We start from the raw sequence: 26,018 nt of genomic DNA, 5'->3' as shown, positions 1-26,018 counted from the left end.
GCGACAGGATTCAGATGTCGGCAGAACGCGGACACTGACCCAGGAGCAGGACATGAGCGAGACCCTCAAGGACAGCGACATCAAGCCCCTCCCGATCTGGTTCTTCGCCTTCGAGGGCACGATGGGCGCGGCCTACGACCTGCTCAAGGCCTGGGACGGCGCCTGGATGGTCCTCGCGGCGCTCGGCGCGGTGAACGTGCTCGTGGGGCTGACCGTGCTGCGTCGCCGCAAGAAGCTGATCAAGGCGATGCTGAAGAACAACCGGACCCGGAAGATCTTCTTCGCGCTGATCGGCCTGCGGCTCGGCGTGCACGTCGTCCTCGGGGCGATCGGCGCCGAGATCCACAGCGCGCCCGCGCACCTGGCGCTCGGCCTCACGATGGCCGCCATCACGATGGGCCTGCTCTGGTTCGACCAGCGCGTCACCTTCCGCGCCCTCGGCCTCACCGCGCCCCGCCCCCAGGCCGCCCCGCTCCCGGTGGCCTGACCTCCCGCGAACGGCCCGGCAGGCGGACGCCCTGCCGGGCCGTTCGCCGTCTGCCGGGCCGTTCGCCGGTTGGCAGGCTGAGCCGGATCGCCGTCTGGGAGGCTGAGCCGGACGAACCGGGCGGGTGGAAGGCGGGCAGATGGGGCGGCGGCGGGACGGGCGCTGGAACCACAACATCCACTACCACCCGCGCATCCTGCGGGCCGTCCCGGCGGGCGCGCGGCGGGCCCTGGACGTCGGATGCGGTGAGGGAATGCTCTCCCGCGCGCTCCACCAGACCGTCCCCGAGGTCACGGGCATCGACCTCGACGCGCCCAGCATCGAGCAGGCCCGAAGCCACAAGGACGACAGCCACAAGGACGACATCGACTACATCCTCGGCGACTTCCTGAAATATCCGTTGGAACCGGCCTCGTTCGACGTCGTCGCGTCCGTCGCCACCCTGCATCACATGGACACCGCGACCGGGCTCGCGCGGATGCGGGACCTGGTCCGTCCGGGCGGCGTGGTGGCGGTCGTGGGCCTCGCCCGGAACGAGATGCCGAAAGACTTGCCGCTCGAACTGGCAGGTGTGGCGGTCGGGGCAGTGCACCGGGTGGCGAGGGGGTACTGGGAGCACCCGTCCCCTCAGGTGTGGCCGCCGCCCGTGGGCTATCCGGAGATGCGGGCGCTGGCGGCGGAGCTGCTCCCGGGGGCCGAGTTCCGGCGGCACCTCCTGTGGCGCTACAGCATCGTGTGGCGCAGGCCGCCCGGATGACCTCCGGCGTCTCGGATTCCGGACGCGCCGTCTCACCTCCACGGTTACCTCGTCGTAATGACACCTCCCAACCTCGGTAGACTCACCTTGGCAAGCCCCTGACCCCGAACCGAGGAGCGCTGCCCGTGGCCCTTGTCGTGCAGAAGTACGGTGGCTCCTCCGTCGCCGATGCCGAGCGCATCAAGGCGGTGGCCCAGCGGATCGTGGCGACCCGCAAAGCGGGCAACGACGTCGTCGTCGTGGTCTCCGCGATGGGCGACACGACCGACGACCTGATCGACAAGGCGAAGCAGGTCTCGCCGCTGCCCCCCGGGCGCGAGCTGGACATGCTGCTCACCGCCGGGGAGCGCATCTCGATGGCGCTGCTCGCCATGGCGATCTCCAACCTGGGCCACGAGGCCCGCTCGTTCACCGGCTCGCAGGCCGGGGTGATCACCGACGGCGCGCACGGCAAGGCGAAGATCATCGACGTCACGCCGGGGCGGATCCAGACCGCGCTCAGCGAGGGCTCGATCTGCATCGTCGCCGGGTTCCAGGGCGTGTCGCAGGGCACCAAGGACATCACCACGCTCGGCCGCGGCGGCTCCGACACGACCGCCGTCGCGCTCGCCGCGGCGCTCGACGCCGACGTCTGCGAGATCTACACCGACGTGGACGGCGTGTTCACCGCCGATCCGCGGATCATCCCCGGCGCCCGCCGCATCCCGCGCATCTCCTACGAGGAGATGCTGGAGATGGCCGCGTCCGGGGCCAAGATCCTGCACCTGCGCTGCGTGGAGTACGCGCGCCGTTACAACATGCCGATCCACGTCCGGTCGTCCTTCTCCACCAAGGAGGGCACCTGGGTCGTCGACAGCAGCGAGATCGAAGGGCACGAGATGGAGCAGGCGATCATCTCCGGCGTCGCGCACGACCGGAGCGAGGCCAAGATCACGGTGGTGGGGGTGCCGGACAAGGTCGGTGAGGCCGCGTCCATCTTCTCCGCGCTGTCCGAGGCCGAGATCAACATCGACATGATCGTGCAGAACGTGTCCGCCGCGTCCACCGGGCGCACCGACATCTCGTTCACGCTGCCGGTCACCGACGGCCAGGCCGCGCTGACCTCGCTGAACAAGCTCAAGGACCGGATCGGCTTCGAGTCGCTGCGGTTCGACGACCGGATCGGCAAGGTCTCCCTGATCGGCGCCGGCATGCGCTCGCACCCCGGTGTCACCGCGAAGTTCTTCGGCGCGATCGCCGACGCAGGGGTCAACATCGAGATGATCTCCACCTCGGAGATCCGGATCTCGGTCGTGGTCGCGCAGGACGACGTCGACACCGCCGTCGCGTCCGCGCACCGCGCGTTCGACCTCGACTCCGACCAGATCGAGGCGGTCGTCTACGGCGGCACCGGCCGCTGACCAGGCGTTCTTCCGAAGGGCCGTCCGGCGCACCGGACGGCCCTTCGCGTTGTCAGCCCGTGGTGCGCGGACGGTCAGCGGGCCCAGCGAATCTCTGTGTTGTCGCAAGGAACGAACGACACGCAACGCAGGGAGCACATCATGAAGGTTCTGATCTCGGGTGCGAGCATCGCCGGTCCGTCCCTCGCCTTCTGGCTGACCCGGTACGGGCACCAGGTGACCGTGGTGGAGCGGGCGTCCGGCATCCGCCCCGGCGGGCAGGCGGTGGACTTCCGCGGGCACGTCCACATGGAGGTCCTGGAGAAGATGGGCATCCTGGACGAGATCCGCGGCCACCAGACCGACAACGGCCCGCTGCGCATGATCGACGGGACCGGCGCCGACCTGCTCGCGCTGCCCGCCTCGTTCACCGGCGGCCAGGTCGAGATCCAGCGCGGCGACCTGGCGCGGATCCTGTTCGAGCGGACCAAGGACGCCGCCCGCTACGTCTTCGACGACTCGATCACCTCCCTCCAGGAGACCGCGGACGGCGTCTACGCGACCTTCGAGCGGAGCGCGCCCGAGTGGTTCGACCTGGTCGTCGGCGCGGACGGGCTGCACTCCAACGTCCGGCGGCTCACCTTCGGGGACGAGTCCCAGTTCGTCCAGGACTCCGGCTACAACGTCGCGATCTTCAACGCGCCGAACCGGCTCGGGCTGGAGCGCGACAGCCTGCTCTACAGCGAGCCCGGCCGCGGCCTGTCGGTGATCCCGCTCGGCGGCGGGACGTCCGCGAACGTGATGTGCGTCTTCACCGCGGACGGATCGGCGGTGGACCGGCACGACTACGAGGGCCAGAAGCGCCTGGTCGCCGAGCGCTTCGCCGGGATGGGCTGGCACTCCCAGGCCCTCCTGGACGACATGCGGAGCGCGCCGTACTTCTACCACGACTCGATCAGCATCGTCCGGATGAAGTCCTGGACGAAGGGCCGGATCGCGCTGCTCGGCGACGCCGGATACGGCGCGACCTGCGGCGGCATGGGCACCGGCCTGGCGGTCGTCTGCGCCTACGTCCTCGCCGGGGAGCTGGCCGCCGCGAACGGTGACCACCGGGTCGCCTTCCCCGCCTACGAGCAGGCGATCAAGAAGTTCACCAAGGCCTGCCAGCAGGTCGCGGGCGGCGTCGGCGGCTTCTTCGCGCCGAAGACCGAGCGCAGCCTGCGCCGCCGCACCCGGATCTACAAGGTCCTCACCGCCGGCCCGATGATCCGGCTGCTCGACAAGCTGACCACCAAGGCCGCCACGTCCATCGAGCTCAAGTCCTACCCGGCCCCGGCTCCGGCCGCCCCGGCCGCCCACGTTCCGGCTCCGGCTCCGGTCAACGTTCCGGCTCGCGGCTACGCGGCGTGAGGTCGGCCGTCGGCGGCAGGACGGCCGCCCGAGCCGGTCCCCAGCCGGGAACGGACCGGGACGCACGGTCCGCACGAGCAGGGCCGCCAGTGAGAAGAGATGTCCGGGCCGGAGGCGCGAAACCGCCTCCGGCCCGGAATCGCGAACTCGCCTCCGGCCCGGAATCGCGACGAACGCAACAGCCAAGTGTCTCTGCGGGCCTTTAGGGTGATGGGCGTGACCGAGACCAAAGCCGTCAGGTCCGAGACGCGGACACAGATCGTCCAGACCGCGCTCCGCCTCTTCCGGGAGCGCGGATACGAGGCGACGACCATGCGCGCCATCGCCAAGGAGGCGGGGGTCGCGGTCGGGAACGCCTACTACTACTTCGGTTCCAAGGAAGAGCTGCTCCAGGCCTACTACGACCAGCTCCAGGACGAGCACGAGGAGGCCTGCCGGGCCGTCCTGCTCCGGGAGCGCGACTTCGCCGCCCGGCTGCGCGGGGTGCTGCGCGCCCGCGTCGACACGATGGTCCCGTACCACGAGTTCGCCGGGAAGTTCTTCAAGTTCGCCGCCGAGCCCGACAGCCCGCTCAACCCGTTCAGCTCCGAGTCCGGCTCCGCCCGCAGCGCCGCCGTCGCCCTGTACCGCGAGGTCGTGGACGGCTCGTCCCTCAAGATCGACGACGACTTCCGCGCCGAGCTGCCCGAGCTGCTGTGGCTGTACTCGATGGGCATCGTCCTGTACTGGGTGCACGACTCGTCCGAGGGCTGCCGCAAGACCTACCTGCTCGTGGACCGGACGGTCCCGCTGGTGAACAAGATGGTCTCGATGTCCCGGCTGCCCGGCTTCAAGTCCGTCACCCGCGACCTCGTCAAGATCATCCGCGACGTCCGCGCCTGACCTTGCGGACGCACTCGGCGCGGGCCTCGGCGCGGGCCCGGTGTCACCTGGGGACGAGGATGTCCCAGTGGTCGGTCTCGCGGGCGAAGACGTCGCCGGACGGGGAGCGGTAGAGCTCCGCGTTGTCGCCGCGCACGCCGGTGTGCTGGAAGTGGCCCGGGATGTAGGTGTCCAGGCACTGCGTCGGCATCACGTCGATCTTGTGGCCGGTGCCATGGCTGAGCTTGCCCGGCGCGTGCCCCTGCTCGGTGCCGCCCGAGACGGTGAGCGGGCAGCCGCTGGTGCGGCCGAAGTCGAGCAGGTCGTCCATGGAGCCGCGCAGCAGGCCCTGGAACGCCGTGCAGTTCGGATTGGAGCGTTCGTGGCAGTTGCCGTTGGACCGCCACTGGATGTGGTTGCTGGTCAGCAGCTGCTCGGCCGCCTCCTGGGTGAGCGGCAGGCCGCGCGCGGCGTGCTCCATCCGGCCCGTCAGGTTCGTCAGCCGTTTGCCCAGGTCACCGAGGAGGCTGAGGGACGAGGGCCGGAGCGCGGTCCCGACCAGGGCCCGTCCGCCGCCGCCCGCCGGGGCCTGGTGCGCCTGGTGCGAGGCGCCGGCCGACGCGGACCGGTCGCCTGCCGCGAACGCCGCCGCATGGCTGCTCTTCGCGGACGAATGGGAGGTTAAGGACGGCAGGTGCGGCCAGGACGGCACGGCCGCGACTCCCGCCGCGATCGGCAGGGCGGCCAGGGCCAGCCCGCAGACGATCCGTCTTCTCATCGTTCCCTCCGGCACACTCCGGTCGCCGGGGGAGAAACGACGCATCGGGCGTCGTGCGACATCGTGCCGGACGATTCCCGGGCGGAACGCCCGCCAAACAAGATCCAACCGCCCGAACCACCCGATCCGGCCCACCGAAATGTGCCGTGAGGCCCGCCGGGTCAGGGGTTCCGGGCGTCCGGACGGTGCTGCCCGACCCGTCTGAATCGGGGTCTATGCACCGCCCGGAAACCCCGGCGAACGGTCAGAGGTTCTTCAAGGTGTAGCCGATCTCCGTTTCCATCTGCTTGATCCGCTCCTCGACCACGAGCGACCCGTGGCCGGCGTCGTACCGGTACACCTCGTGCGGACGGCCCAGCTCGGCGAGCCGCCCGAGGTAGTTGTCGATCTGGCGGATCGGGCAGCGCGGGTCGTTCTCCCCGGCGAGCACCAGCACCGGCGCCCGCACCTGCTCCACGTAGGTGATCGGCGAGGACTCGCGGTACTTGTCCGGGACCTCCTCCGGCGAGCCGCCGAACAGCGACCGGTCGAACGCCTGGAGCGCCTCCATCTCGTCCTCGAACGCGGCCACGTAGTCGGCGACCGGGACGGCCGCGACCGCCACCGACCAGTCGTCCGGCTGCGTCCCGATGCCGAGCAGCGTGAGGAACCCGCCCCATGACCCGCCGGTCAGCACCAGCCGCTCCGGATCCGCCAGCCCGGACGCCACGGCCCAGTCGCGGACGGCCTTCACGTCCTCCAGCTCGGTGAGCCCGACGCGTCCCTCGATGGCGTCCCGCCAGGCCGAGCCGTACCCGGTCGAACCCCGGTAGTTGACCCGGACGACCGCGAACCCGTGGTCGACCCACGCCGCCACGGACGCCACGAACGAGTCGTCGTCCTGCGCGGTCGGGCCGCCGTGCACGTCGAACACCGTCGGGAACGGGCCCTCGCCCACCTCCGGACGGCTGACCAGCGCGTGGATCCGGCCGCCGGGACCGTCCACCCACGCGTCCGCGACCGGCACCGACGGCGGCGCGGGCGGACCCTCCGGCGTCAGCACGACCGCGCCCGACGTCGACCGGATCACCGGAGGCTCGGCCGCCGACGACCACGCGAACTCGACCGTCCCGTCCGGCCGGGCGGTCGCCCCGCCGATCGACCCGCGCGGCGTCTCGATCCGGGTCAGCTCACCCGATTCCAGGTCGTACCGGTACAGCTCGTCGCGCGCCTCGTACGAGTGCGTGACGAGCAGCGCGGACGCGTCGGGGAACCAGTCCGCATCGATCTCGCCCGGCAGGTCGAAGGTGATCTCGCGCTGCTCGCCGCCGACCGGGTCCCACAGCAGGATCTCCTCGCGGCCGCGCCGCTCGTGGTTCACCAGCAGCCGCGGGTCGCCCGCGACCGGCGCGAACCCGGCCGCGTACACGCCCTTGCCCGGCCCGTCCCACAGCTCGGCGACGGTCGAGCCGTCCTCGGTCCGGACGACCCGGATCGCCATGTGCCGGCTGTCGCCGTGCTCGCTGTGCCCGATCGCGACGAGCGACTCGTCCCGCGAGAGGCCGCCGACGTGCGCGTCCTCGGCGTGCGCGTACAGCTGCACCAGCTCGCCGGCCCGGTACCGGTGGACCGTGCTGCCCTGCTCCCCGGACCGTCCGACCAGCACCGTCCCGCTACTGCCGATCGCCAGCCCGGACGGGTACGACGCGTCCAGCCCGGGTACGGCGACCTCGGCCTCGCCGCCGCCGAACGGCGTGCGCTTCCACACCCCGAACTCGTCCCCGTCGGTGTCGTCGAACCACCACACCCACGCCCCGGACGGATCGACCGACCCCATCCACGTCCCGTTCGCCCGGTCCGTCACCTGCCGCCGCTCGCCGGTCTCCCGGTCCCAGGCGTAGATCTCCCACGTGCCCGTCGCGTTCGACTGGTACGTGCTCCGCTCCGGCGCGTCCCGCGCCCAGCGCGGCAAGCTCACCCGCGCGGCCCGAAACCGCGCCTTCCACCGCTCCTCGTCGACCATGCCCCCCAGTATCGGAGATACCGGGGGCGCTCTCACTCAGCCGTGGAAGGTGAACACCGCGCCGTCCGCGTCCCGCTCGTTCCGCTTCAGCAGGTCGCCGACGCCGAGGAGCGTGCGCGTGCCGGGCAGGACCGCCGCGTCGCGGAGTTGCGGGATCGCCGATCCGCCGCTGATCCGTCCGGTCGTCCAGTGGCTCTTGGCGTCCCGGTGCAGCGGCGTGCTGCGGCTGTACGCGTCCGCGTGGACGAGCAGGAACCAGAGCCCGCCGCGCCCGTCCGGCACCAGGACGCGCTGGTACGGCTGCCCCTTCGACGGGACGACCTCGCGGCTCCATTTCGCGCCGTTCCAGTGCAGCAGGTACTGCGTCCTGGACGCGTTCCGGTCGATCTCGGCGGTGATCCAGACGTTCTTCGCCGACAGCGCGAGCACATCGGTCGTGTACGTGGTCGAGTTGGAGGAGGCGGGCGGCAGCAGGGCGCCTGGCGACACCTTCCGCCAGGTCCTCCCATCGAAGTGGCCAACCGCGTTGGGGCCGCCCTTGCCCTCGCCGATGGCCCAGACGTCCTTCGCGGACACCGCCGAGGCGTGGTGCACCTCGAACGGCATCTTCTTGGTCTTCGTCCAGCCGCGTCCGTCGAAATGCCAGGTTCCCGCGCCCGGCTGTCCGAGGTCGTTACCGAAGACCCAGAGGTCGCGCGGGCCGAGCGCCGTGACACCGGTGATGACACCCGGGAAGTCATGGCGGCTCGTCCACCGGCGTCCGTCCCAGCGCATCACGTATGGCCCGTGACCCGGGTCGTTGCTGCCGATCCACAGGTTGGACGGCGAGGTGGCCGAGACGTGTTCCATGGCTCCGCCGGCCCGCTTCGGCAGCGGGACGGAACGCCAGGACCTCCCGTTCCAGCGGAACGCGACGCCCTTCTCGTCATGGCCGCCGAACGCCCAGACATCGGTGCGGCTGAAGACCTTCATCGAGCTGAACGAGGTGTACCCGCCCAGCTTGAAGCCCTTGGACACCGTCCACGAGGACGCCTCGGCGGACGCGGGTGCCGCCAGCGTCGCGGTGAGCGCGGTGGTCGCGGCGGCCGTGCTGAGGATGCGCATGGTTCTCCCGAGGGAAGGAGTGGCAGCGCCGACGGCGGGGGACCGGCGTGTTGAGGTTGCTTTGGCTACTTGGTGGGTGGGACGGAGCCGTCCGAGCGTTCCCAGGGGATGTGGGCGTCGTGCTCGGTGGACATGGCGCGCAGGCCCGGGTTCAGGCCGCGGTGGACGGCGTGGGCGACGCGCTCGATGGTGGCGACGCCGTAGGCCATGGACGGGGTGTCCCTGGTCAGGACGGCGATCGTGTAGGAGCGGCCGCCGCCGGTGAAGGCGCCGATGCTGTGCACGCGCCAGTTCTTGCCGTGCCGCGGCAGCCAGCCGTTCTTGACGTGCCAGGTGATGCCGGACGGGGTGCCCGACGGCGTGCCCCAGCGCTGCGAGGGGATCACCTCGTGCATGAGGGTCAGCGCGTAGGTGCGGGCCTTGGTGGTCAGGAGGCCGTTGGGCTCGGTGAACCGGCGCAGGAGCGAGATCTCGTCGTACGCGGTGATCTGGGTGAGGCCCCAGTAGCGTCCTTCGCCGAGGGTGGTGTGGGTCATGCCCGCCTGGCGGAGGAAGCGCTGCATGCGCGTGCGGCCGACGTGCGCCCACAGCGCGGACGCGGCGTTGTTGTCCGACTTCGTGATCATCTTCTTGGCGAGCGACTTCTCCGACGCGCTCATGTGGCGCTTCTCGTCCAGCACCTTGCGGAGCAGCGCGCCGAGGATGGTCGCCTTCACCACGCTCGCCGAGTCGTAGTGGCTGCCGGACGAGACGCCGCACCAGAGCCTGCGCTCGCGGTCGTAGACGGCGACGGACTCGGTTCCGGTGCGTCCGCGCAGGGCGGCGGCGATGGCGGTGCCGAGCCGCCGCGCGGTCGTGGGGGAGGTCTTGGACGAGCAGATCGACGCGGCGTCCGCCGTCGCGTCCCCGGTGAGCGGGGGGCGGGCGTCGCGGGCCGGAGCGGCCTGCGCGGTTCCAGCGGCGGACGTGAGCGCCGTGGACGTGAGCGCGGTGGTGAGGAGTGCGGCGGCCAGGGCACGCGGGACGCGTCGGGTCACCCTCGCCACGCTAGTGATCATTCGCGCCCGGTCACGGGATGTGGGCGGTAACGGTTCCGTAACTGGCGACCGGGCTAGGGGTTCTGATGTCCGGCTATAGGTGCGTATCCGGTGCCGCATAGGTGCGTGAGGGGCCGAGGCCGCTCGGAGGTCGGTCGGGGCGCGCGGCGCGGCCGAAGGCGAGGTCGGTCGGGGCGCGCGGCGCGGCCGAAGGCGAGGTCAGTCGGGGTGGGCGGCGAGGCCGCCGAGGACGCGGTCGATCTCGGCGCGGACCTGCCGGTCCATCGCGGCGGCGAAGCCCGCCTCGACCGCGACCTGCGCGCCGGGACGCAGCAGGGCGAGCGTGTCGGCGAGCTCGCCCGGATCCTTGCCGGCCGGGCCGCCGACGACGTACTCCGAGGTCAGCCGGACGAACAGGGCGGCCAGCTCGTCCAGCCGGCGGCGCAGCTCGACCCCGGCGGCGAGCACCTCCTCCAGCGGCACGCCGGCCCGGACGAACGCGACCGACGCCTCCAGGTGGCGGCGGCTCCAGTGCGTGATGCGGTCGCCGTCCACGTCGAGCAGCCCGGCCTCGGCGACGGCGCGCAGCCGCTCGCGGGTGACCTGCCCGGGGAACAGCGCGGCGAGCTCGTCGTAGGTCATCGTGACCGGCACCTCGTGCGACCACGGGTCGGTGACGGCCCGCTCGACGCCGAGGACGCTGCGGATGTCGCGGCCCTGCTCCCACGCCGACAGCAGCTCCCGGATGCCCTCCAGGGTGTGCCCGCGCTCCAGCAGGCTCGCGATCATGCGGAGCCGCGCGAGGTGCTCCTCGGAGTACAGGCCGATCCGTCCCGTGCGGCGCGGCGGCGGCAGCAGCTTGCGCTCCTGGTAGTAGCGCAGCGTCCGGACGGGCAGCCCTGCGGCCTCGGCCAGCTCGCCGATCCGGTACTCGCGGCCCGCGCCCCTGGGCGTCCGTCCGTCCGGCAGGTGCTCCCTGCCCGGCAGGGCGTCGTCCGGTCGGCCCTCGCCGGGCAGAGCCTCGCCGGATAGGGCCTCGGCCCTCGGGCCCTCGCCCGTCAGATCCCGTTCAGCGCGCACCGGGTCAGCATAGTTCGCCCGGACGGCCCGTGATCACGTGGTGTTGCGAAGGGTTCGCGTTCCGCGTGGTTTGTGGCGTCTGGGGCGTTCCGCGGCGCGGACGGCCTCGTCCGTGGCGACGAGCTGGGAGAGCGTGCGGGGCGCGACGGCGGTCTCCGGGCGGTCGGCGAAGCGGGAGCGGCGCATGGCGGTCTCCTCTCGGGTCAGGCCGCGGAAACGGGACGGGGGAAGGCGTGCGACACGGCGTCGAGCGCCCAGCGCATCCGGCGGGCGAACAGCTCGGGGTGGTCCCCGGCCTCCTGCGCGACGTACTCGGCGCATTCGCGGCACGCGCACAGGCCGTTCTCGACGACGCTGCGGATCTGCTCGTCGGACGGTCCCTGCGACTCCTGCAGGCGCGAGGCGAACAGGATCTGGGCCAGGGCGGGGGCGGTCATCTCGGTCGGCTTCGTCGCCATCGTGGACCTTCTTCCATCGGGAGGGGTCTCCCGGCCCCTTCTGCTGAATACGACTCTGACGCCCTCACGAAGTCATCGCCATCGGTGAAAACCCCCATTTGACAGTGGACCCGACCCCCATATCCGCAAGGTAAGCCCCCTGTAGCCCGTTCCAACGGGACGGCCTGGACGCACCGTGCCCCACCCCGTTCGAGGATCGCTGGAGGCCGCCTCGGCGAGCGCTCGGCGGCAGGCGCGGACGGCCGGATGCCCTTCCAACGCGTGCCCGCACGCTTCCAACTCGTGCCCGCGCGAGTCCAACGCGTGCCGACGTGAGGCGAGGCGGATCCCGCCCCCGCACGGGCTCGCTCACATCAATACCGGCAGGTCATCCCACAGGACTACCCGGATATTCCTCGGTTACGACAAGATCGAAGTCACGTGCGAGCAAGGTGGGCGGCGCGGTTCGGGTCGTCGGATGATGCTCGCTCGGAAACGTCCGCTGGACCGACGGAACGCGGGTACGGAATGGTCGTGACCATGCAGCCGCCCGCCGACACCGTCTGGACCTCGCCGCTCCCCGGCCGCCGGACCGCCTGGTTCTCCAACCCGGACGCGCGTTCATGGAGGTGCGAGCCTCCGTCGCGTGATGTCGCCGCCTTCCACACCGGGCTGAGCGGCTACGCGCCCACGCCGCTGGTCGAGTTGCCGGGATTGGCCGCCGAGCTGGGCGTCGGGCGGCTGCTGGTGAAGGACGAGTCGTCCCGGTTCGGGCTGCCCGCGTTCAAGATCCTCGGCGCGTCCTGGGGCGTGCACCGCGCGCTGACCGGCCATTACGGCCTGCCCGCAAGCGCGACGGCGGACGACGTGCGGACCGCGATCGGCGAGCGGCGGCCCGTCCGCCTCGTCACCGCGACGGACGGGAACCACGGACGCGCCGTCGCTCGCATGGCACGGCTCTACGGACTGCCCGCGCAGGTGTTCGTCGCGGCGGGTGTCCATCCGTCCGCGTGCGCGGCGATCGAGCGCGAAGGCGCCCGCGTGACGGTTCTGGACGTCCCTTACGACGAGGCCGTACGGCGTGCCGCCGCCGCGGACGGCCTGCTCGTCCAGGACATGGGATGGTCCGGCTACGAGGACGTCCCGCGCTGGATCTGCGAGGGCTACACGACGATGTTCACCGAGATCGACGAGCGGCTCGGGGGCCCGCCCGATCTCGTCGCGTTCCCGGTCGGCGTCGGCTCGCTCGCGCAGGCGGCCGTGACGCACTACCGGGGCGGCACCGGCCTCCAGCCGACCCTGCTGGCCGTCGAACCGGACGCCGCCGCGAGCCTGCTGGCCTCGCTGGTCGCGGGCCGCCGCACGTCCGTCCCGCCCGGCCGGACGATCATGGCGGGCCTCAACTGCACCACGCCGTCCGAGACCGCCTGGCCGATCCTGCGCGCCGGGGTGGACGCGGCCGTCGCGGTCTCCGACGCCGACGCCGGACGAGCCGTCCGCGACCTCGAAGAACTCGGCGTCGATGCGGGCCCGTGCGGCGCCGCGTCCCTCGCCGGGCTCCGCGCCGCCCTGCCGCGCCTGCCCCGCCAGGGCACCGTCGTCCTGCTCAGCACCGAAGGCCGCGAGGCCAACCCCGCCCTGACCTGACCCGCGCGTCCGAAGACGGCAATTGACAAACCGCAACCGAAGCTCGCGGACCGGCCCAGCCCTGACCGGTGCGCGCCAAAGCGTGCCCGGCCGGGCAGGAGGGTTCAGAGGCGGCGGCCGGCCAGGGGGCGGAGGGCCGCCAGGAGCGCCGACTGGTCGGGCGCGGCGGCGAAGAACGACACGTCGGACGACTCGACCGCGGAGATCGCCGCCTCGGCGAGCGTGCGGCCGTGGTCGGTGATGCGCAGCCGCTTGGCCCTCGTGTCGGCGGCGTCGGTCTCGCGGACGAGCAGCCCCTTGTCCTCCAGCCGCCGGACGACCTGGGACGTCATCTTCACATCGGTGTCGGCGTGCTGGGCCAGCGCCAGCTGGTTCGGCCGCACGCCTTCCCGGTCGAGCCACCACAGGCTGGCCAGCAGGACGAACTGGACGTGCGTCAGCGAGAACGGCGCGAGCGTCGCCGTGATCTGCCGCTGCCAGCGGAGCGTCGCCCGCCAGAGCAGGTAGCCGGGGCTGTCGTCCGGTTCCATGTCACCCTCCGCGCAGATGGTCTCCGCACATCCTAAACGTCGGCGGGCGCTGTTCACGCCGGAGTCGGGCGGCCGTAAGCGGCCGTTGACGCGTTCGTGCGCGGTGGGCGACAGTGTGTGCGCGATAATCCCCCGCTTGGTGCATGTGTGCGCATTTGCCCGTGTGCCGTTCGCTCCGTGAGGAGACGTGCCATGACCGCCGTGAACCGCCGCAGGTTCCTCCAGATCGCGGGTGGCGCGACCGCGCTGACGATGCTGCCCGAGAGCATCGCGCGGGCCGCCGCCATCCCGGCGCACCGCCGCACCGGCACGATCAGGGACGTCGAGCACATCGTCGTCCTGATGCAGGAGAACCGGTCCTTCGACCACTACTACGGCGCGCTGCGCGGCGTGCGCGGCTTCAACGACCCGCGTCCGGTCGTCCTGCCGAGCGGCAAGACGGTCTGGCACCAGCAGAACGGTTCAACCGAGGTGCTGCCGTTCCGCCCGGACGTCGACGACCTCGGCATGAAGTACCTGCCCGGCCTCGACCACGACTGGAACGGCGGCCACAAGGCCTGGAACAACGGTCGGTACGACCAGTGGATCCCGGCCAAGGGCGTCAACACGATGGCGCACCTGGAGCGCCGGGACATCCCGTTCCACTACGCGCTCGCCGACGCCTTCACCATCTGCGACGCCTACCACTGCTCCTTCATCGGCGCGACCGACCCGAACCGCTACTACATGTGGACGGGCTACGTCGGCAACGACGGCAAGGGCGGCGGCCCGGTCCTCGGCAACGACGAGAAGGGCTACGGCTGGACGACCTACCCCGAGCGCCTGGAGAAGGCCGGGATCTCCTGGAAGGTCTACCAGGACACCGGTGACGGCCTCGACGCGAACGGGTCCTGGGGATGGACCAGCGACCCGTTCATCGGCAACTACGGCGACACGTCGCTGCTCTACTTCGACAACTACCGCAACGCCAAGCCGGGGGACGCGCTCTACGAGAAGGCGCGGACGGGCACGACCATCAAGCAGGGCGGCACGTACTTCGACGTCCTCAAGGACGACGTCAAGAACGGCCGGCTTCCGCAGGTCTCCTACGTCACCGCGCCCGAGGCCTACTCCGAGCACCCGAACTGGCCGGTCAACTACGGCGCCTGGTACATCGCCCAGGTGCTGGACGCGCTGACCTCCAACCCGGACGTGTGGAGCAAGACCGTCCTGCTCATCACCTACGACGAGAACGACGGCTTCTTCGACCACGTCGTCCCGGCCTTCGCGCCCGCCTCGGCGAACCAGGGGCTCTCGACGGCGGACAGCACGTACGAGGTGTTCCCGGGCAACGCGAGCCGTCCGGCGGGCCCGTACGGGCTCGGGCCGCGCGTGCCGATGCTCGCGATCTCGCCGTGGAGCAAGGGCGGCTGGGTCTGCTCGCAGACCTTCGACCACACCTCGGTGATCCAGTTCATCGAGAAGCGCTTCGGCGTGCGCGAGCCGAACATCTCGCCGTGGCGGCGCGCGGTCTGCGGCGACCTGACGTCCGCGTTCGACTTCGCCCGGACGCCCGACCCGAAGCCCGCTCCGCTGCCGTCCACCGGCGGCTACGTCCCGCCGGACAAGAACCGGCACCCGAGCTACCCGATCAAGGCGCCCGGCATCCCGGCGATGCCGAAGCAGGAGGCGGGCACCCGGTACGCGCGTCCACTGCCGTACGCGCTGGACGTCACGGCGTCGGTCGCGCCGTCCAAGGTCACGGTGAACTTCGCGTCCGGGACGAAGGTGGGCGCGAATTTCTACGTCACCTCGTCCGCGCGGACGGACGGCCCGTGGACCTACACGGTCGAAGCGGGCAAGAAGCTCGCCGACACCTGGACGTTCGCGGGCGCGTACGAGCTGGCGGTGTACGGGCCGAACGGGTTCCTGCGCCAGTTCAAGGGCGACACGACGAAGGCGGCCCCCGAGGTCACCGTCGCGAAGTCCGGTTCGGATCTGCGCATCACGGTCGCCAACCACGGTTCGACGGCCGTGGAGATCGCGATCGCGGACGCCTACGAGGGCCTCAAGGCGGTCACGCACACGGTGAAGGCCGGGCACAAGGCCACGCACACCGTCCGGCTGCACCGGTCCGCGTCCTGGTACGACGTGACCGTCACCGTGCCGGGCGACCCGTCCTACCTGCGGCGGCTCGCCGGGCACGTCGAGACCGGCCGGCCGAGCCTCAGCGACCCGGCCCTGAACGCCCGCTGACGGTTCCCACCGCGGGGTCTACGGAGAGCGACCGGCGCCGGACGGTAAGGTGTCCGGCGTCGATCGCCCGTCCGCTGGAGCCGCGTTGCCCGATTCTGTGATCATCCATACCGACGGCGGGTGCAGCCCGAACCCGGGAGCGGGCGGCTGGGGCGCGGTCCTGCGCTACGGCCCGCACGTGAAGGAGCTGCGCGGCGGCGAGGCGGACACCACCAACAACCGGATGGAGCTGACCGCCGCGATCGAGGCGCTCGAACACCTCCGGCGGCCGTCCCGCGTGCGGCTGCACACCGACAGCCAGTACGTCCGGCAGGGCATCACGCAGTGGATGAACTCCTGGAAGCGCAACGGCTGGCAGACGAGCGGCCGCAAACCGGTCAAGAACGAGGACCTGTGGCGGCGGCTCGACGCGGCCGTCCAGCGCCACCAGGTCGAATGGTTCTGGGTGAAGGGCCACGCCGGCGACCCGGGCAACGAGCGCGCCGACGAGCTCGCGACGCTGGGACGCACCGAACTCGGCGCCCGCTCGTCCGCCTAGGGGTTCCGCGTCAGTTCCGGAGGACGAAGACGGCCGCGCGCGTGGTGTCGCGTTCTTCGAGATTGCCGGTCTCGGGGACGTCGTACTCGGCGATGGACGCCAGCCCGCGCGGCAGGTAGGGCCTGTGCGGGTCTCCTACCAGCACCTTCGCGCCCCGCGCGGCGCAGGCGCGCAGCGCGGCGAGCATCGGCGGAGCCATGTCGGGGTCGTAGCAGACGTCCCCGGCCAGCACGACGTCCGCGGTCTGGAGCGCTTCGTGCAGACCTGGCGTCCTCGTCACGTCGGCCTGGACGACTTCGACGACGACATCGTTGAGCGCGGCGTTCTCCGTGGCCGCCGTCCGAGCGAGCGGATCGACGTCGAAGGCGGTCACGTGCGCGGCGCCCGCGAGAGCCGCCGCGATCGCGACGAGTCCGGATCCGCTGGCGATGTCCGCGACGCGACGTCCGGCCACCACGTCCGGATGGTCGAGGACGTACCGCGCGAGCACCTGCCCGCCCGCCCAGGCGAAGGCCCAGAAGGGCGGATCGTCGGCGCGCGTGGCCGTCCAGGTGGCGAAGGGCTCCTCCGCGAGCCGCAGCCGCACCTCCGGCACCAGCGGGGGTGATGCAGTCCGGGTGAGTTCTCGCACCACCGCACGCTCGTCCACCAGCACACCGTAGTCACCGCAACAGGGCACTATGCGCGTGAGGCGATGGCGGACGCTTCCCAGAAGGCGGCGAGGATGTCGTTGAGGTGCTGGGGCGCGTCCACGTGGGGATAGTGCGCCGAGCCCGGAACGGACACATGCCGGGCGCCGATGCGTTCAGCCGTAACGCGCGCGCACGCGAGGAGCGGCCCAGCGCCGCGCTCGCGGTAGAGGTCGGGCGCGGTCTCCCATGTCCCGGAGACGATGAGCTTGGGGAAGGACGCGATCCGTAGTGCGGGCACGGGAATTCCGGCTTCCCAGCAGACGCGCTCGTTCAGTGCGCTGCCCGCCGCGCGCAAGCGCTGTTCGGTCGGTTCCATAGGCGGCATGCCCACGGAGTCGGTCGCGGCACGCAACCATTGCGCGGGCGTCAATTCGGGGAAGTCGGCGTATGCCTCGCGGTTGGCTTGCAAAGCCGCCGCGACTTGCGGATCGTCCGCTGCGGCCTGGTAGCAGCCGGGCTCGATCAGCGTCAGCGACAGGACGTCCTCGGGCCGCCGCGCCGCGGCCATCATCGCTCCGACCGCGCCGTACGAGTGGCCGACCAGGTGCGCGCCGCCGTCCAGCAGCTCGGCGATGTCGTCCGCGTCGGCGAGGTAGTCGCTGCGGAACGCGGGCCCGGCGTCGGGGCTCCCGCCATGCCCGCGCCGGTCCATCAGGACGAGCCGGAACCGCTCCGCCAGCGCCTCCTGCGCCGCGAAGCCGGACACCGGATCGTCCCCCCAGCTCATCGACCCGTGGACGAACACCGCGCGCGGCGCGTCCGCGGGACCGAGAACGCGGGCATGGACCTCGCCCGGCAGCTCCCCGTTGGCCCGGAACATGACCCCACCTCCTTAAACGACGTTCAATAATATTAAACCTTGTATAGGAGATGCCGGGCACCGGAGTCAACCCCGGCCGCCGGGCTGCCGGTAGCGTGGACGGCGTGCCGCCCTCTGACTCGGTCTGGCTCCGGCCGGACCGTCCACCCCGCGACCGGCAGCTCGACCGGGACCGGATCGTCGCCGTCGCGGTCGCGCTGCTCGACGCGGGCGGCCACCGCGCCCTGTCGATGCGCCGCGTCGCCACCGAGCTCGGCGTCACCGCCGGATCGCTGTACTGGTACGTCCGCACCAAGGACGAGCTGCTCGAACTCGCCCTCGACCACGTCCTGGGCGAGGTGACCGCCGACCCCGCGCAGAAGGACTGGCGGCGCGCGGTCGGCGATCTCGCGCGCAGCCATCGGGCGATGCTGCTCCGGCACCGGTGGGTGCTGTCGGAGCTGACCGTCCGGCCGAACCTCGGCCCGAACGCGTTCGCGCTGGCGGAGACCGGGCTCCAGCTCATGTCCCGCGCCGGGTTCGCCGACGCGGACCTGGACGCCGCGCTCGCCGTCGTCAACGACCACGTCGTGGGGGCCGTCCTGGCCGAGCTCGCCTGGCGGGACGCGCTCAGCGACCCGGACGCGACCTGGAACGAGGCAACGACCGCCTACCTGCGCGAAGCCGTGAGCGGCCACCCCCTGCTGGCCGGACGTATGGCCGCCGCGACAGGTGTGGACCCCGAGCAGGAGAGCGAGCGCCGCTTCGCCTTCGCCCTCGACTGCCTCCTGGACGGCCTGGCCGACCGCCACCCCGACCGCCGTCCCGACCGCCGTGCCGAACCCGAATCCGCTGGCCCCAAATGAAGGACGGTGTTGTGGCTGTAGAGGAACTGGCTCGGGCGTTGCCGGGCGCCAGGCTGGTCACGGACGCTGACGTACTGGCTGGTCTCGGGCATGACGAGGCGGAATGGGCACCGGCGGGGAAGGCGGTCGCGGCGCTGCGGGCCACGTCCGCCGAGGAGGTCTCGCGGGCCGTCGCCGCGTGCGCGGAACTGGGGATTCCAGTCGTCCCACGAGGTGCGGGCACCGGGTTGTCGGGCGGCGCGAACGCGGTCGACGGATGCCTCGTCCTCGACCTGTCCAAGATGGACGCGATCGTCGACATCGACACCGAGAACCTGGTCGCGGTCGTCCAGCCGGGCGTGGTGAACGACGACCTGAAGGCCGCCGTCGCCGAGCACGGCCTCTGGTACCCGCCGGATCCGGCGAGCGCGCCCTGGTCCACGATCGGCGGGAACGTCGCCACCAACGCGGGCGGCCTGTGCTGCCTGAAATATGGGGTGACGCGCGACTACGTCCTCGGGTTGGAGGCCGTCGTCGGCGGGCCGGGCGGCGCGTACGGCACGCGGCTCCGGTTCGGGCGCCGGACGACCAAGGGCGTCGCCGGATACGACCTGACCGGCCTGTTCGTCGGATCCGAAGGCACCCTCGGCATCGTCACCGAGGTGACGCTGCGGCTGCGTCCGGCCCGGCGGGACGCACCGCGCACGGTCGTCGGCGCGTTCGACGACCTCGTGGACGCCGGACGCGCCGTCGCCGCCGTCACCGCGCGCGGGCTCGTCCCCGCCGCGCTGGAGCTGCTCGACCGGTTCAGCCTGGAGACCGTCGAGGAGTGGAAGCACCTCGGTATCGACCCGTCCGCCGAGGCGATGCTGCTGGCCAGCATCGACACGCCCGGCGCGTCCGGTGACGAGGACGCCACGGCGGTAGCGGCGGCGTTCCGTGATTGCGGCGCGGTGTGGGCCGAGCAGTCAACGGACCCGGTCGAGGCGGAGGCGCTGTTCCAGGCGCGCCGCCTCGCCTACCCGGCGCTGGAACGCCTCGGCCCGGTGCTGACCGAGGACCTGTGCGTGCCGCGCTCCCGCGTCCCGGCGATGCTCGCCCGCACCGCGGAGATCGGCCGCCGGCACGGCGTCCGGATCGCGACGATCGCGCACGCCGGAGACGGCAACCTGCACCCGCTGCTGATCACTCCGCCCGGCGACGAAGCCGCTCGCGCGGCCGCCTAGGCGGCGTTCGAGGAGCTTCTCACCGCGGCCATCGAGGTCGGCGGCACCGTCACCGGCGAGCACGGCGTCGGCCTGCTCAAGCGGCACGGCATGCAGCGCGAGCTTCCCCTCGGCGTCCGCGCCATGCAGAAGGCGGTGAAGGACGCGCTCGACCCGCTGTCCCTCTTCAACCCCGGCAAGGTCATCGGCGCCGACCCCGACCTCGTCACCTGAACGGGATCGGTACCTGAACGGGAAAGGCCCCGCCGGGCTCGGCGGGGCCTTGCGAAATCGTCTCGGTCAGCGAGTGCGGGGGAGGGCCTGGACGAGCGCGGCGACCAGGACGTCCAGGACGATCAGCAGGTCCAGCCCGGTGGCGAAGGCGTGCGGGACGCCGCCGTGCGCGCCGTAGAAGACCACCCCGACGAGCGCGACCCCGATCGCCCCGCCCGCCTGCTGCGCGGTGCTCAGCACTCCGGACGCGGCGCCGGCGTGCTCGGCGTCCACCCGGCTCAGCGCCAGCGCGGGCAGCGGCGCCATGACCAGGCCCATCCCGGCGCCCGCGACGACCAGGCCGGGGATGATCCAGCCGATCGCGCCGTGCTGGCCGAGCTCGGTGGCGGTGACCGCGAGGACGCCGAGTCCGAGCGCCATGGCGAGCGCGCCGACCGCGACGGTCTGCCGTCCGAGCCGCTCGGTGACGGCCGCGGCCCGCGCCGAGGAGACGAAGTACCCGAGGCCGAGCGGCAGGAAGATCAGGCCGGACTCCAGCGCGGACAGGCCGCGTCCCATCTGCAGGTACAGCGCGAGGATCAGGAAGAACGAGCCCATCGTCATGGCGTGCAGGAGCGAGACGACCGCGCCCGCGGCGAACGCGCGGTGCCGGAACAGGGCCGGTGCGACCAGCGGCGCGGCGGCGCGGCGCTGGTAGAGGACGAACGCGGCGAGCAGCACGACCGCGGCGCCGAGGCACTCCCACGTCCACATCGGCCAGCCCTGCTCGCGGCCCTGGACGAGCGGGTACACGATCGCGACGAGCCCGAGGGACGCGAGCACCGTGCCGACCAGGTCGAGCCGGGCCGCGCCCGGCGCGCGGGACTCGGGAACGAGCCGCGGCACCAGCGCGAGCGCGGCCGCGCCGACCGGCACGTTGATCCAGAAGATCGCGCGCCAGCCCATCCCGGCGATGTCGGCCTTGATGAGCACACCGCCGATGAGCTGCCCGAACACCCCGCCGAAACCCATCGCGACGCCGTAGGCGTTGAACGCCTTCGCCCGCGCCGCGCCGGTGTACACCGTGTTGACGATGCCGAGGACCTGCGGCATGAGCAGCGCCGCGCCGACGCCCTGCGCGACGCGTCCGGCGATCAGCGTCCCGGCGGTCGGAGCCTCGGCGCAGGCGGCCGAGGCGAGCGTGAAGACCGCGAGGCCGATCGAGAACATCCGGCGGCGCCCGTACAGGTCGCCGAGCCGTCCGGCGGTGATCAGGCCCGCCGCGAGCGCGACGCCGAACCCGGCGACGACGAACTCGATCTGCGACGGGGTGGCGTGCAGGTCGCGCTGCGTGGCCGGGATCGCCACGTTGACGATGAAGAAGTCGAGGGTCGTGATGAAGATCCCGGTGAGCAGGACCAGGAGGGTCCCCCAGCCGGGCGCGGAGACCCGGGCGGGTGCCGATTCCGGTGCCGTGACGGCGGTCATTTCGCGCTCCTGCGAGTCGTCGGTCGCTGATGCCACTGAGCTTGCTCCCGCCCCCTGCGCCACGGCGATTACCCGGGACGTCATGGAACCTCCGCACCCGATTGGAACCTCCGCACCTGGTTGGACCTCCGCACCTGGATGAAACCTCCGCACCTGGTTGGAACCTCCGGTCCCGATTGGGACGGCCTGGTCCGGCCATGCGGGAATCAGGGCGGAATGCGGCGAGTTGCGGCGATCAATTCCGTGCGAGGAGACGAGGCGACGATGGCGCAGCAGTGGGTGGCGGGTTACCGGACGGCCGTGCTCAGCCCGTACGAGCAGGCGAGGCTCGTCGAGCTGAGGACGTTCGCGGACCAGACCGTTCGGGAACCGCTGTTCCTGGCGGGCGGCGGCGAGCGGATCCGGGTGCGGCTGAGCAACCGGTTCGGCCGCAACCCGCTGCGGATCGGCGCGGCGCGCGTCGCCGTGCAGGCCAAGGCCGATGCGATCGTCCTGGAGACCGACCGCGCGCTGCTGTTCGACGGGCGTTCCGAGGTGACGATCCCGCCCGGTGGCGAGGTCGTGAGCGACGACGTGCCGCTCGCGGTCGAAGCGAAGACCCTCCTCGCGCTGAGCCTCTACCTTCCGGACGGGTCAGAACCCGCGACGTACTCGCACATGCCGATGGAGAACGCCTTCATCGCGCCGGGCAACCAGACCGAATCCACCGAGTTGGACGCGTCCGAAACCGCCGAAGCGCGCGTCTACGTCACCGGCGTCGACGTCCTCGCGCCTGAAGGAACCCCGGTCGCCGTGGCGTTCGGCGACTCCTGGTTCGAGGGGACGGGCACGACCGTCGGCGGCAACGCCCGCTCCGTGGACGCCCTGAACGAGCGCCTCGCCCGCGGCTGGGTCGTGAACCTCGGCATCTCGGGCAACCGCCTCCTCACGGACGAGATCGGCGAGCACGCGCTGTCCCGCCTCGACCGCGACGTCCTGTCCGTGCCGGGCGCGACGCACGTGCTGCTCAACTTCGGCATCAACGACATCGGCCTGCCCGGAATGCTCGGCGAGCCGGCCGCCACCGCGCCGGGGCTGATCGCCGGGTTCACCGAGCTGGCGGCCCGCATCCACGCCGCCGACCTGCGCGTCCTCGCCGCGACGATCGGCCCGTTCGGCGGCGCGATCTACGAGGGCATCAGCACCCCCGACGGCCTCCGCGTCCGCCGCGAGGTGAACGACTGGATCCGCGGCACGCACGTCTTCGACGGCATCTTCGACGTCGCCCGCGCCGTCGAGGACCCCGGCAACCCCGACCACATCCGCCCCGACCTCGACGCCGGCGACGGCATGCACCTCAACGACCCCGGCGCCGCCCTCATGGCCGCCACCGTCAACCTCTCCGACCTCTGGTAGCAGCCCTCCCGCGCCTCGCCCCGACCCGCGTGACCGCGTGCCCGGCGGAGCGGGAGACAGCTCGTCCGGCGGAGCATGCGATCGCCCGCCTGCCGGAGCGCGCGATGGCGTGCCTGGCGGAGCGAGTGAAGGTCGGCCCCTGGATTACGTGGCCGTTTCGCGGAGGCTAGCTCAGAGGCTGGGTGCTGGGGCGGTGCTGTCGCGGGGGACGAGGGTGGGGCGCAGGAGCTGGAGCGAGTTGACCGGCGGGCGGTCGTTCTCGATGGCGTGGAGGAGGAGTTCGATCGCCTGCCGGGCCATCGCGCGGCTCGGTATCGCGACGGTCGTCAGCGACGGGTGGACGTGCCGCGCCTCGTCCACGTCGTCGTGGCCGATCACCGACAGCGAGCCCGGGACGGCGCGGCCGAGCGTGCGGGCCGCGTCCAGCGCGCCGATGGCGAGGACGTCGTAGGTCGCGAAGACCGCGGTCAGCTCGGGATGCGCGCGGAGCGCCCGCGTCGCGGCGGCGAAGCCCCCGGCCGCCGTCGGGTCGGTGACGGGGAAGACCATCTCGTCCGGGACGGTCAGGCCGTCGCGCTCGAAGGCGTGCCGGAAGCCGTCCAGGCGGTCGGCGTGCGCGGGCAGGCTCGCCACGACGGCGACGCGTTCGTGGCCGAGGTCGCGCAGGTGCCGTCCGGCGAGGTGGCCCGCCTGCTCGTAGTCGATCGTGACGACCGGCAGCGAGCTCGGGATCTCGGTCTCCCAGGCGCACAGCGCGATCGGGAAGCGCGCGTCGGCGAGCAGCGGGAGATGGTCGTCCAGACCCTCGTCACCCGCGATGAGCAGGGCGTCCACCGACCGGCTGGCGAGGCTCGCCATGTGCCGGGCGGCGCGCGAGGCGTCCTGCCGGGTGGTGCAGAGCAGCAGGTGGTAGCCGTGCTCCTCCAGGACGTTCTCGGCCTCCTCGACGACCTCCGAGTAGAACGCGTTGGTCACCGTCGGGACGAACAGCCCGACCGTCCGGGACGCGCCGGTCGCGAGCGAGCGGGCGACCAGGTTCGGGGTGTAGCCGAGCTCGGCGATGGCGGCGCGCACCCGCGCCTCGGTCTCCGGACGCACCCGGACCCGTCCGGTGACGACGTTGGAGACCGTCTGCTTCGTGACGCCCGCGCGCTCGGCCACCTCGCGCATCGTGACCACGGGGCCTCCAGTTGACCGGTCCAAGAGATCACTGTCATTGGTAGTCGGGTCCTGCGGTCCCGGTCAAGGGAATGGGGAGATCCCTCTTGTTTGACCGGTCAAATTCACCTACCGTCCGGTTGAACGATCACGGCACGACGACATCCGACCCGGGGGACGGACCGGAAGGAGCACGTGTGTCCACACGAAGGTTCACCGCATCCCTGACGACCCTGACCGCCGCGGCGGCGCTGTCGGTGGCCGTCGCGCCCGCGGCATCGGCCGCCGGCTACACGATCACCATCGGCTCGACCGGCACCTACGCCTACCCGACCGACACTCCGGCCAGCGCGTTCACCGACAAGGACGGAACGTTCTACTTCCAGCAGTCGGCCTCGCTCTACGGCAAGACCGACCCGCGCTACTGGGAGTTCTACTCCGGCTCCGACTTCGACCACGCGACGCGCGCCAAGACCATCAGCGACGCCAACAACGACACGACGGCGCGCTGCAACAACAGCCCGACCGGCGTGGAGGCGACCGCCGCGCCGTCCGGGTCCGGGTACTCGCAGAAGAACTTCTGCGACCTCGTCGGCACCTGGGTCGACCCGGACACGGGGAACTGGGTCGGGCTCGTCCACAACGAGTTCACGCCGCAACCTTTCGGGGACGGCCTGCACTACGACTCGCTCGACTACGCCGTCTCCACCGACCAGGGCCTGACCTGGACCATCAAGGGCCACGCCATCACCTCGCCGTACAGCACCAAGCGCGGCGACACGGCGGCGTTCCCGAACCAGACCTACAACTACGGCGACGGCGACCCGCGCCTGTTCGTGGACGCCGCGTCCGGATACTTCTACGTCTACTACGGCTCGCGCGTGATCCCGAAGGGCGGCGTGGGCGGCAGTAACGGCGGCCTCGCGCACGTCGCGCGCGCGCCGATGTCGGCGAAGATGGCGTCCGGTTCCTGGACGAAGTGGTACGACGGCTCCTGGTCGCAGCCCGGCATCGGCGGCAAGGAGAGCAACATGGTGCCGGTGACCTCGGACAACCCGTCCGGGTACACGCCGGTCGCCGGCGACTACGACCCGTCCAGCACCGGGAACGTGGACCAGCAGGTCGCCGCGGGCGAGCTGCCGCCGAAGTCCGACCTGTTCATCATGAACATCGCCTACGACGCGCACCTCGGCCTCTACATCGGCGAGCCCGAGGTCGTGAAGGGCACCGCGCCGCAGCGGTTCTACGCGACGGCCGACCTCGCGACGCAGAAGTGGCAGCTCATCGGCGACTCGGGGAGCTACACGTCCGGGTCCTGGTACCGCTGGCTCGTGGACAGCGCGAACCGGACGAACTCCACCATCGTCGGGAAGACGTTCCGGTCGTACTGCTCGATCGCCTGCGCGTCGTCGGACGGCGAGTACGCGAATGTCACCATCACGCCAGGCACGGCCACCCCGCCGCCGATCGACCTGTCCCGGACGTACCGGATCGGCAACGGCAACGGACGCGTCCTCGCGCAGGTCAGGGGCAGTTCCGCGACCACCTCTGACGCTGTGCCCACCGGCTCGTCGCTGGAGGGTTGGAGGTTCGCGGCGAACGGCGACGGCTCGTACCGCGTCACCAACGCGAGCACCGGCAAGTCCCTCGGCGTCAGCGCCAGCGGGACGGCCGGACGCGCGTGGGGCGCCAAGCCGACCGTCACCGCGAACGGTTCGGGCGTCGGCCAGCAGTGGTGGGTCGTGCCGTCCGGCGGCGGGACGTTCCGCCTGGTCAACCGGTACAGCGGCCTGGTGCTCGGGATGTCCTCGGCCGCCGGGCGCCTCGCCGAGACCACGCCCGCCCGCGCCTGGACCGACACCTCCGGCAGCACCGTGGGCGGCGGACGGACCGCCGCCGAACAAACCCTGAAGTTCACGGTGAACTCTTGACGACGGCCCT

23 protein-coding genes and 1 pseudogene are annotated in these 26,018 nt (G+C 71.7%); 12 read left to right on the top strand and 12 right to left on the bottom strand.

Annotated features, from left to right (window positions below; translation table 11 throughout):
• Positions 1 to 52 precede the first annotated feature (52 nt).
• From FHU30_RS28635 to FHU30_RS28615, 5 genes are all read left to right on the top strand, one after another.
• Positions 53 to 487 (top strand): hypothetical protein, encoded by a 435-nt coding sequence (locus FHU30_RS28635; RefSeq protein WP_253879921.1) that lies wholly within the window; start codon positions 53 to 55, stop codon positions 485 to 487.
• 139 nt (positions 488 to 626) lie between these two features.
• On the top strand, positions 627 to 1,244 hold the full coding sequence (locus FHU30_RS28630) for a class I SAM-dependent methyltransferase (RefSeq protein WP_253879919.1): 618 nt from the start codon (positions 627 to 629) through the stop codon (positions 1,242 to 1,244).
• A 125-nt stretch (positions 1,245 to 1,369) separates the two neighbouring features.
• Positions 1,370 to 2,644 (top strand): aspartate kinase, encoded by a 1,275-nt coding sequence (locus FHU30_RS28625; protein WP_253879917.1) that lies wholly within the window; start codon positions 1,370 to 1,372, stop codon positions 2,642 to 2,644.
• 141 nt (positions 2,645 to 2,785) lie between these two features.
• Entirely contained in the window at positions 2,786 to 4,033 is a 1,248-nt protein-coding gene (locus FHU30_RS28620) for an FAD-dependent monooxygenase (RefSeq protein WP_253879915.1), read from the top strand.
• Positions 4,034 to 4,249: 216 nt separating this feature from the next.
• Entirely contained in the window at positions 4,250 to 4,915 is a 666-nt protein-coding gene (locus FHU30_RS28615) for a TetR/AcrR family transcriptional regulator (protein ID WP_253879913.1), read from the top strand.
• A 43-nt stretch (positions 4,916 to 4,958) separates the two neighbouring features.
• Here the strand turns inward: FHU30_RS28615 and FHU30_RS28610 are convergent, their stop codons facing one another.
• The 7 genes from FHU30_RS28610 to FHU30_RS28580 all read right to left on the bottom strand — a co-directional run bounded on the left by FHU30_RS28610 (position 4,959) and on the right by FHU30_RS28580 (position 11,353).
• On the bottom strand, positions 4,959 to 5,672 hold the full coding sequence (locus FHU30_RS28610; RefSeq protein ID WP_253879911.1) for a hypothetical protein: 714 nt from the start codon (positions 5,670 to 5,672) through the stop codon (positions 4,959 to 4,961).
• 244 nt (positions 5,673 to 5,916) lie between these two features.
• On the bottom strand, positions 5,917 to 7,674 hold the full coding sequence (locus FHU30_RS28605) for a S9 family peptidase (RefSeq protein ID WP_253879909.1): 1,758 nt from the start codon (positions 7,672 to 7,674) through the stop codon (positions 5,917 to 5,919).
• Between the two features lie 36 nt (positions 7,675 to 7,710).
• Complete coding sequence (locus FHU30_RS28600; protein ID WP_253879907.1) at positions 7,711 to 8,778, bottom strand: hypothetical protein; 1,068 nt, start codon at positions 8,776 to 8,778, stop codon at positions 7,711 to 7,713.
• A gap of 65 nt (positions 8,779 to 8,843) precedes the next feature.
• Positions 8,844 to 9,824, bottom strand: a complete 981-nt coding sequence (locus FHU30_RS28595) for a serine hydrolase (RefSeq protein WP_253879905.1) — start codon at positions 9,822 to 9,824, stop codon at positions 8,844 to 8,846.
• Positions 9,825 to 10,034: 210 nt separating this feature from the next.
• Complete coding sequence (locus FHU30_RS28590) at positions 10,035 to 10,895, bottom strand: MerR family transcriptional regulator (protein WP_253879903.1); 861 nt, start codon at positions 10,893 to 10,895, stop codon at positions 10,035 to 10,037.
• Positions 10,896 to 10,928: 33 nt separating this feature from the next.
• A complete protein-coding gene (locus FHU30_RS28585; RefSeq protein ID WP_253879901.1) occupies positions 10,929 to 11,081 on the bottom strand; it encodes a hypothetical protein in 153 nt (50 codons plus the stop codon).
• 17 nt (positions 11,082 to 11,098) lie between these two features.
• On the bottom strand, positions 11,099 to 11,353 hold the full coding sequence (locus tag FHU30_RS28580; RefSeq protein WP_253879899.1) for a hypothetical protein: 255 nt from the start codon (positions 11,351 to 11,353) through the stop codon (positions 11,099 to 11,101).
• A gap of 519 nt (positions 11,354 to 11,872) precedes the next feature.
• Here FHU30_RS28580 and FHU30_RS28575 point away from each other — a divergent pair.
• Complete coding sequence (locus FHU30_RS28575) at positions 11,873 to 12,979, top strand: pyridoxal-phosphate dependent enzyme (RefSeq protein ID WP_253880358.1); 1,107 nt, start codon at positions 11,873 to 11,875, stop codon at positions 12,977 to 12,979.
• Positions 12,980 to 13,083: 104 nt separating this feature from the next.
• Here the strand turns inward: FHU30_RS28575 and FHU30_RS28570 are convergent, their stop codons facing one another.
• Positions 13,084 to 13,509 (bottom strand): MarR family winged helix-turn-helix transcriptional regulator, encoded by a 426-nt coding sequence (locus FHU30_RS28570; RefSeq protein WP_253879897.1) that lies wholly within the window; start codon positions 13,507 to 13,509, stop codon positions 13,084 to 13,086.
• 192 nt (positions 13,510 to 13,701) lie between these two features.
• Between FHU30_RS28570 and FHU30_RS28565 the strand changes: the two genes are divergently transcribed.
• Positions 13,702 to 15,744 (top strand): phosphocholine-specific phospholipase C, encoded by a 2,043-nt coding sequence (locus FHU30_RS28565; protein WP_253879896.1) that lies wholly within the window; start codon positions 13,702 to 13,704, stop codon positions 15,742 to 15,744.
• Positions 15,745 to 15,829: 85 nt separating this feature from the next.
• Complete coding sequence (gene rnhA / locus FHU30_RS28560) at positions 15,830 to 16,282, top strand: ribonuclease HI (RefSeq protein ID WP_253879894.1); 453 nt, start codon at positions 15,830 to 15,832, stop codon at positions 16,280 to 16,282.
• A gap of 10 nt (positions 16,283 to 16,292) precedes the next feature.
• On the opposite strand, the gene FHU30_RS28555 is transcribed toward rnhA, so the two are convergent.
• Positions 16,293 to 16,931, bottom strand: a complete 639-nt coding sequence (locus FHU30_RS28555) for a class I SAM-dependent methyltransferase (RefSeq protein ID WP_253879892.1) — start codon at positions 16,929 to 16,931, stop codon at positions 16,293 to 16,295.
• A gap of 29 nt (positions 16,932 to 16,960) precedes the next feature.
• On the bottom strand, positions 16,961 to 17,794 hold the full coding sequence (locus FHU30_RS28550; RefSeq protein WP_253879890.1) for an alpha/beta fold hydrolase: 834 nt from the start codon (positions 17,792 to 17,794) through the stop codon (positions 16,961 to 16,963).
• Positions 17,795 to 17,898: 104 nt separating this feature from the next.
• Here FHU30_RS28550 and FHU30_RS28545 point away from each other — a divergent pair, with 104 nt between their 5' ends.
• Together FHU30_RS28545 and FHU30_RS28540 are read left to right on the top strand one after the other, a co-directional pair.
• Positions 17,899 to 18,639, top strand: a complete 741-nt coding sequence (locus FHU30_RS28545; RefSeq protein WP_253879888.1) for a TetR/AcrR family transcriptional regulator — start codon at positions 17,899 to 17,901, stop codon at positions 18,637 to 18,639.
• A pseudogene (locus tag FHU30_RS28540) lies at positions 18,636 to 20,057 on the top strand (FAD-binding oxidoreductase). Before FHU30_RS28545 ends, FHU30_RS28540 begins: the two are co-directional and overlap by 4 nt.
• Before the next feature lie 66 nt (positions 20,058 to 20,123).
• Here the strand turns inward: FHU30_RS28540 and FHU30_RS28535 are convergent.
• Positions 20,124 to 21,524 (bottom strand): MFS transporter, encoded by a 1,401-nt coding sequence (locus FHU30_RS28535; RefSeq protein ID WP_253879886.1) that lies wholly within the window; start codon positions 21,522 to 21,524, stop codon positions 20,124 to 20,126.
• Between the two features lie 264 nt (positions 21,525 to 21,788).
• On the opposite strand from FHU30_RS28535, the gene FHU30_RS28530 reads away from it, so the two are divergent.
• On the top strand, positions 21,789 to 22,919 hold the full coding sequence (locus FHU30_RS28530) for a GDSL-type esterase/lipase family protein (protein WP_253879884.1): 1,131 nt from the start codon (positions 21,789 to 21,791) through the stop codon (positions 22,917 to 22,919).
• 171 nt (positions 22,920 to 23,090) lie between these two features.
• Here the strand turns inward: FHU30_RS28530 and FHU30_RS28525 are convergent, their stop codons facing one another.
• Positions 23,091 to 24,089: a LacI family DNA-binding transcriptional regulator gene (locus FHU30_RS28525; protein ID WP_253880357.1), complete on the bottom strand. Its 999-nt coding sequence runs from the start codon at positions 24,087 to 24,089 to the stop codon at positions 23,091 to 23,093.
• Positions 24,090 to 24,274: 185 nt separating this feature from the next.
• On the opposite strand from FHU30_RS28525, the gene FHU30_RS47275 reads away from it, so the two are divergent.
• Complete coding sequence (locus FHU30_RS47275; protein ID WP_253879883.1) at positions 24,275 to 26,008, top strand: RICIN domain-containing protein; 1,734 nt, start codon at positions 24,275 to 24,277, stop codon at positions 26,006 to 26,008.
• Positions 26,009 to 26,018 lie beyond the last annotated feature (10 nt).

Origin of the sequence: Actinomadura rupiterrae (assembly GCF_024172125.1) — a bacterium.
Taxonomy (GTDB): domain Bacteria; phylum Actinomycetota; class Actinomycetes; order Streptosporangiales; family Streptosporangiaceae; genus Spirillospora; species Spirillospora rupiterrae.
Note: the sequence above shows the minus strand (reverse complement) of the source record. Positions and strands in the feature narration are given on the sequence as shown.

Excerpts from the sequence above, each read along its gene's own strand:
- FHU30_RS28620 (WP_253879915.1), top strand. The coding sequence starts at position 2,786 with ATGAAGGTTCTGATCTCGGGTGCGAGCATCGCCGGTCCGTCCCTCGCC.
- FHU30_RS28530 (WP_253879884.1), top strand. The coding sequence starts at position 21,789 with ATGGCGCAGCAGTGGGTGGCGGGTTACCGGACGGCCGTGCTCAGCCCG.
- FHU30_RS28580 (WP_253879899.1), bottom strand. The coding sequence starts at position 11,353 with ATGGCGACGAAGCCGACCGAGATGACCGCCCCCGCCCTGGCCCAGATC.
- FHU30_RS28600 (WP_253879907.1), bottom strand. The coding sequence starts at position 8,778 with ATGCGCATCCTCAGCACGGCCGCCGCGACCACCGCGCTCACCGCGACG.
- FHU30_RS28525 (WP_253880357.1), bottom strand. The coding sequence starts at position 24,089 with ATGCGCGAGGTGGCCGAGCGCGCGGGCGTCACGAAGCAGACGGTCTCC.
- FHU30_RS28565 (WP_253879896.1), top strand. The coding sequence starts at position 13,702 with ATGACCGCCGTGAACCGCCGCAGGTTCCTCCAGATCGCGGGTGGCGCG.
- FHU30_RS28535 (WP_253879886.1), bottom strand. The coding sequence starts at position 21,524 with ATGACCGCCGTCACGGCACCGGAATCGGCACCCGCCCGGGTCTCCGCG.
- FHU30_RS28635 (WP_253879921.1), top strand. The coding sequence starts at position 53 with ATGAGCGAGACCCTCAAGGACAGCGACATCAAGCCCCTCCCGATCTGG.
- FHU30_RS28610 (WP_253879911.1), bottom strand. The coding sequence starts at position 5,672 with ATGAGAAGACGGATCGTCTGCGGGCTGGCCCTGGCCGCCCTGCCGATC.
- FHU30_RS28585 (WP_253879901.1), bottom strand. The coding sequence starts at position 11,081 with ATGCGCCGCTCCCGCTTCGCCGACCGCCCGGAGACCGCCGTCGCGCCC.
- FHU30_RS28575 (WP_253880358.1), top strand. The coding sequence starts at position 11,873 with ATGCAGCCGCCCGCCGACACCGTCTGGACCTCGCCGCTCCCCGGCCGC.
- FHU30_RS28605 (WP_253879909.1), bottom strand. The coding sequence starts at position 7,674 with ATGGTCGACGAGGAGCGGTGGAAGGCGCGGTTTCGGGCCGCGCGGGTG.
- FHU30_RS28630 (WP_253879919.1), top strand. The coding sequence starts at position 627 with ATGGGGCGGCGGCGGGACGGGCGCTGGAACCACAACATCCACTACCAC.
- FHU30_RS28570 (WP_253879897.1), bottom strand. The coding sequence starts at position 13,509 with ATGGAACCGGACGACAGCCCCGGCTACCTGCTCTGGCGGGCGACGCTC.
- FHU30_RS28550 (WP_253879890.1), bottom strand. The coding sequence starts at position 17,794 with ATGTTCCGGGCCAACGGGGAGCTGCCGGGCGAGGTCCATGCCCGCGTT.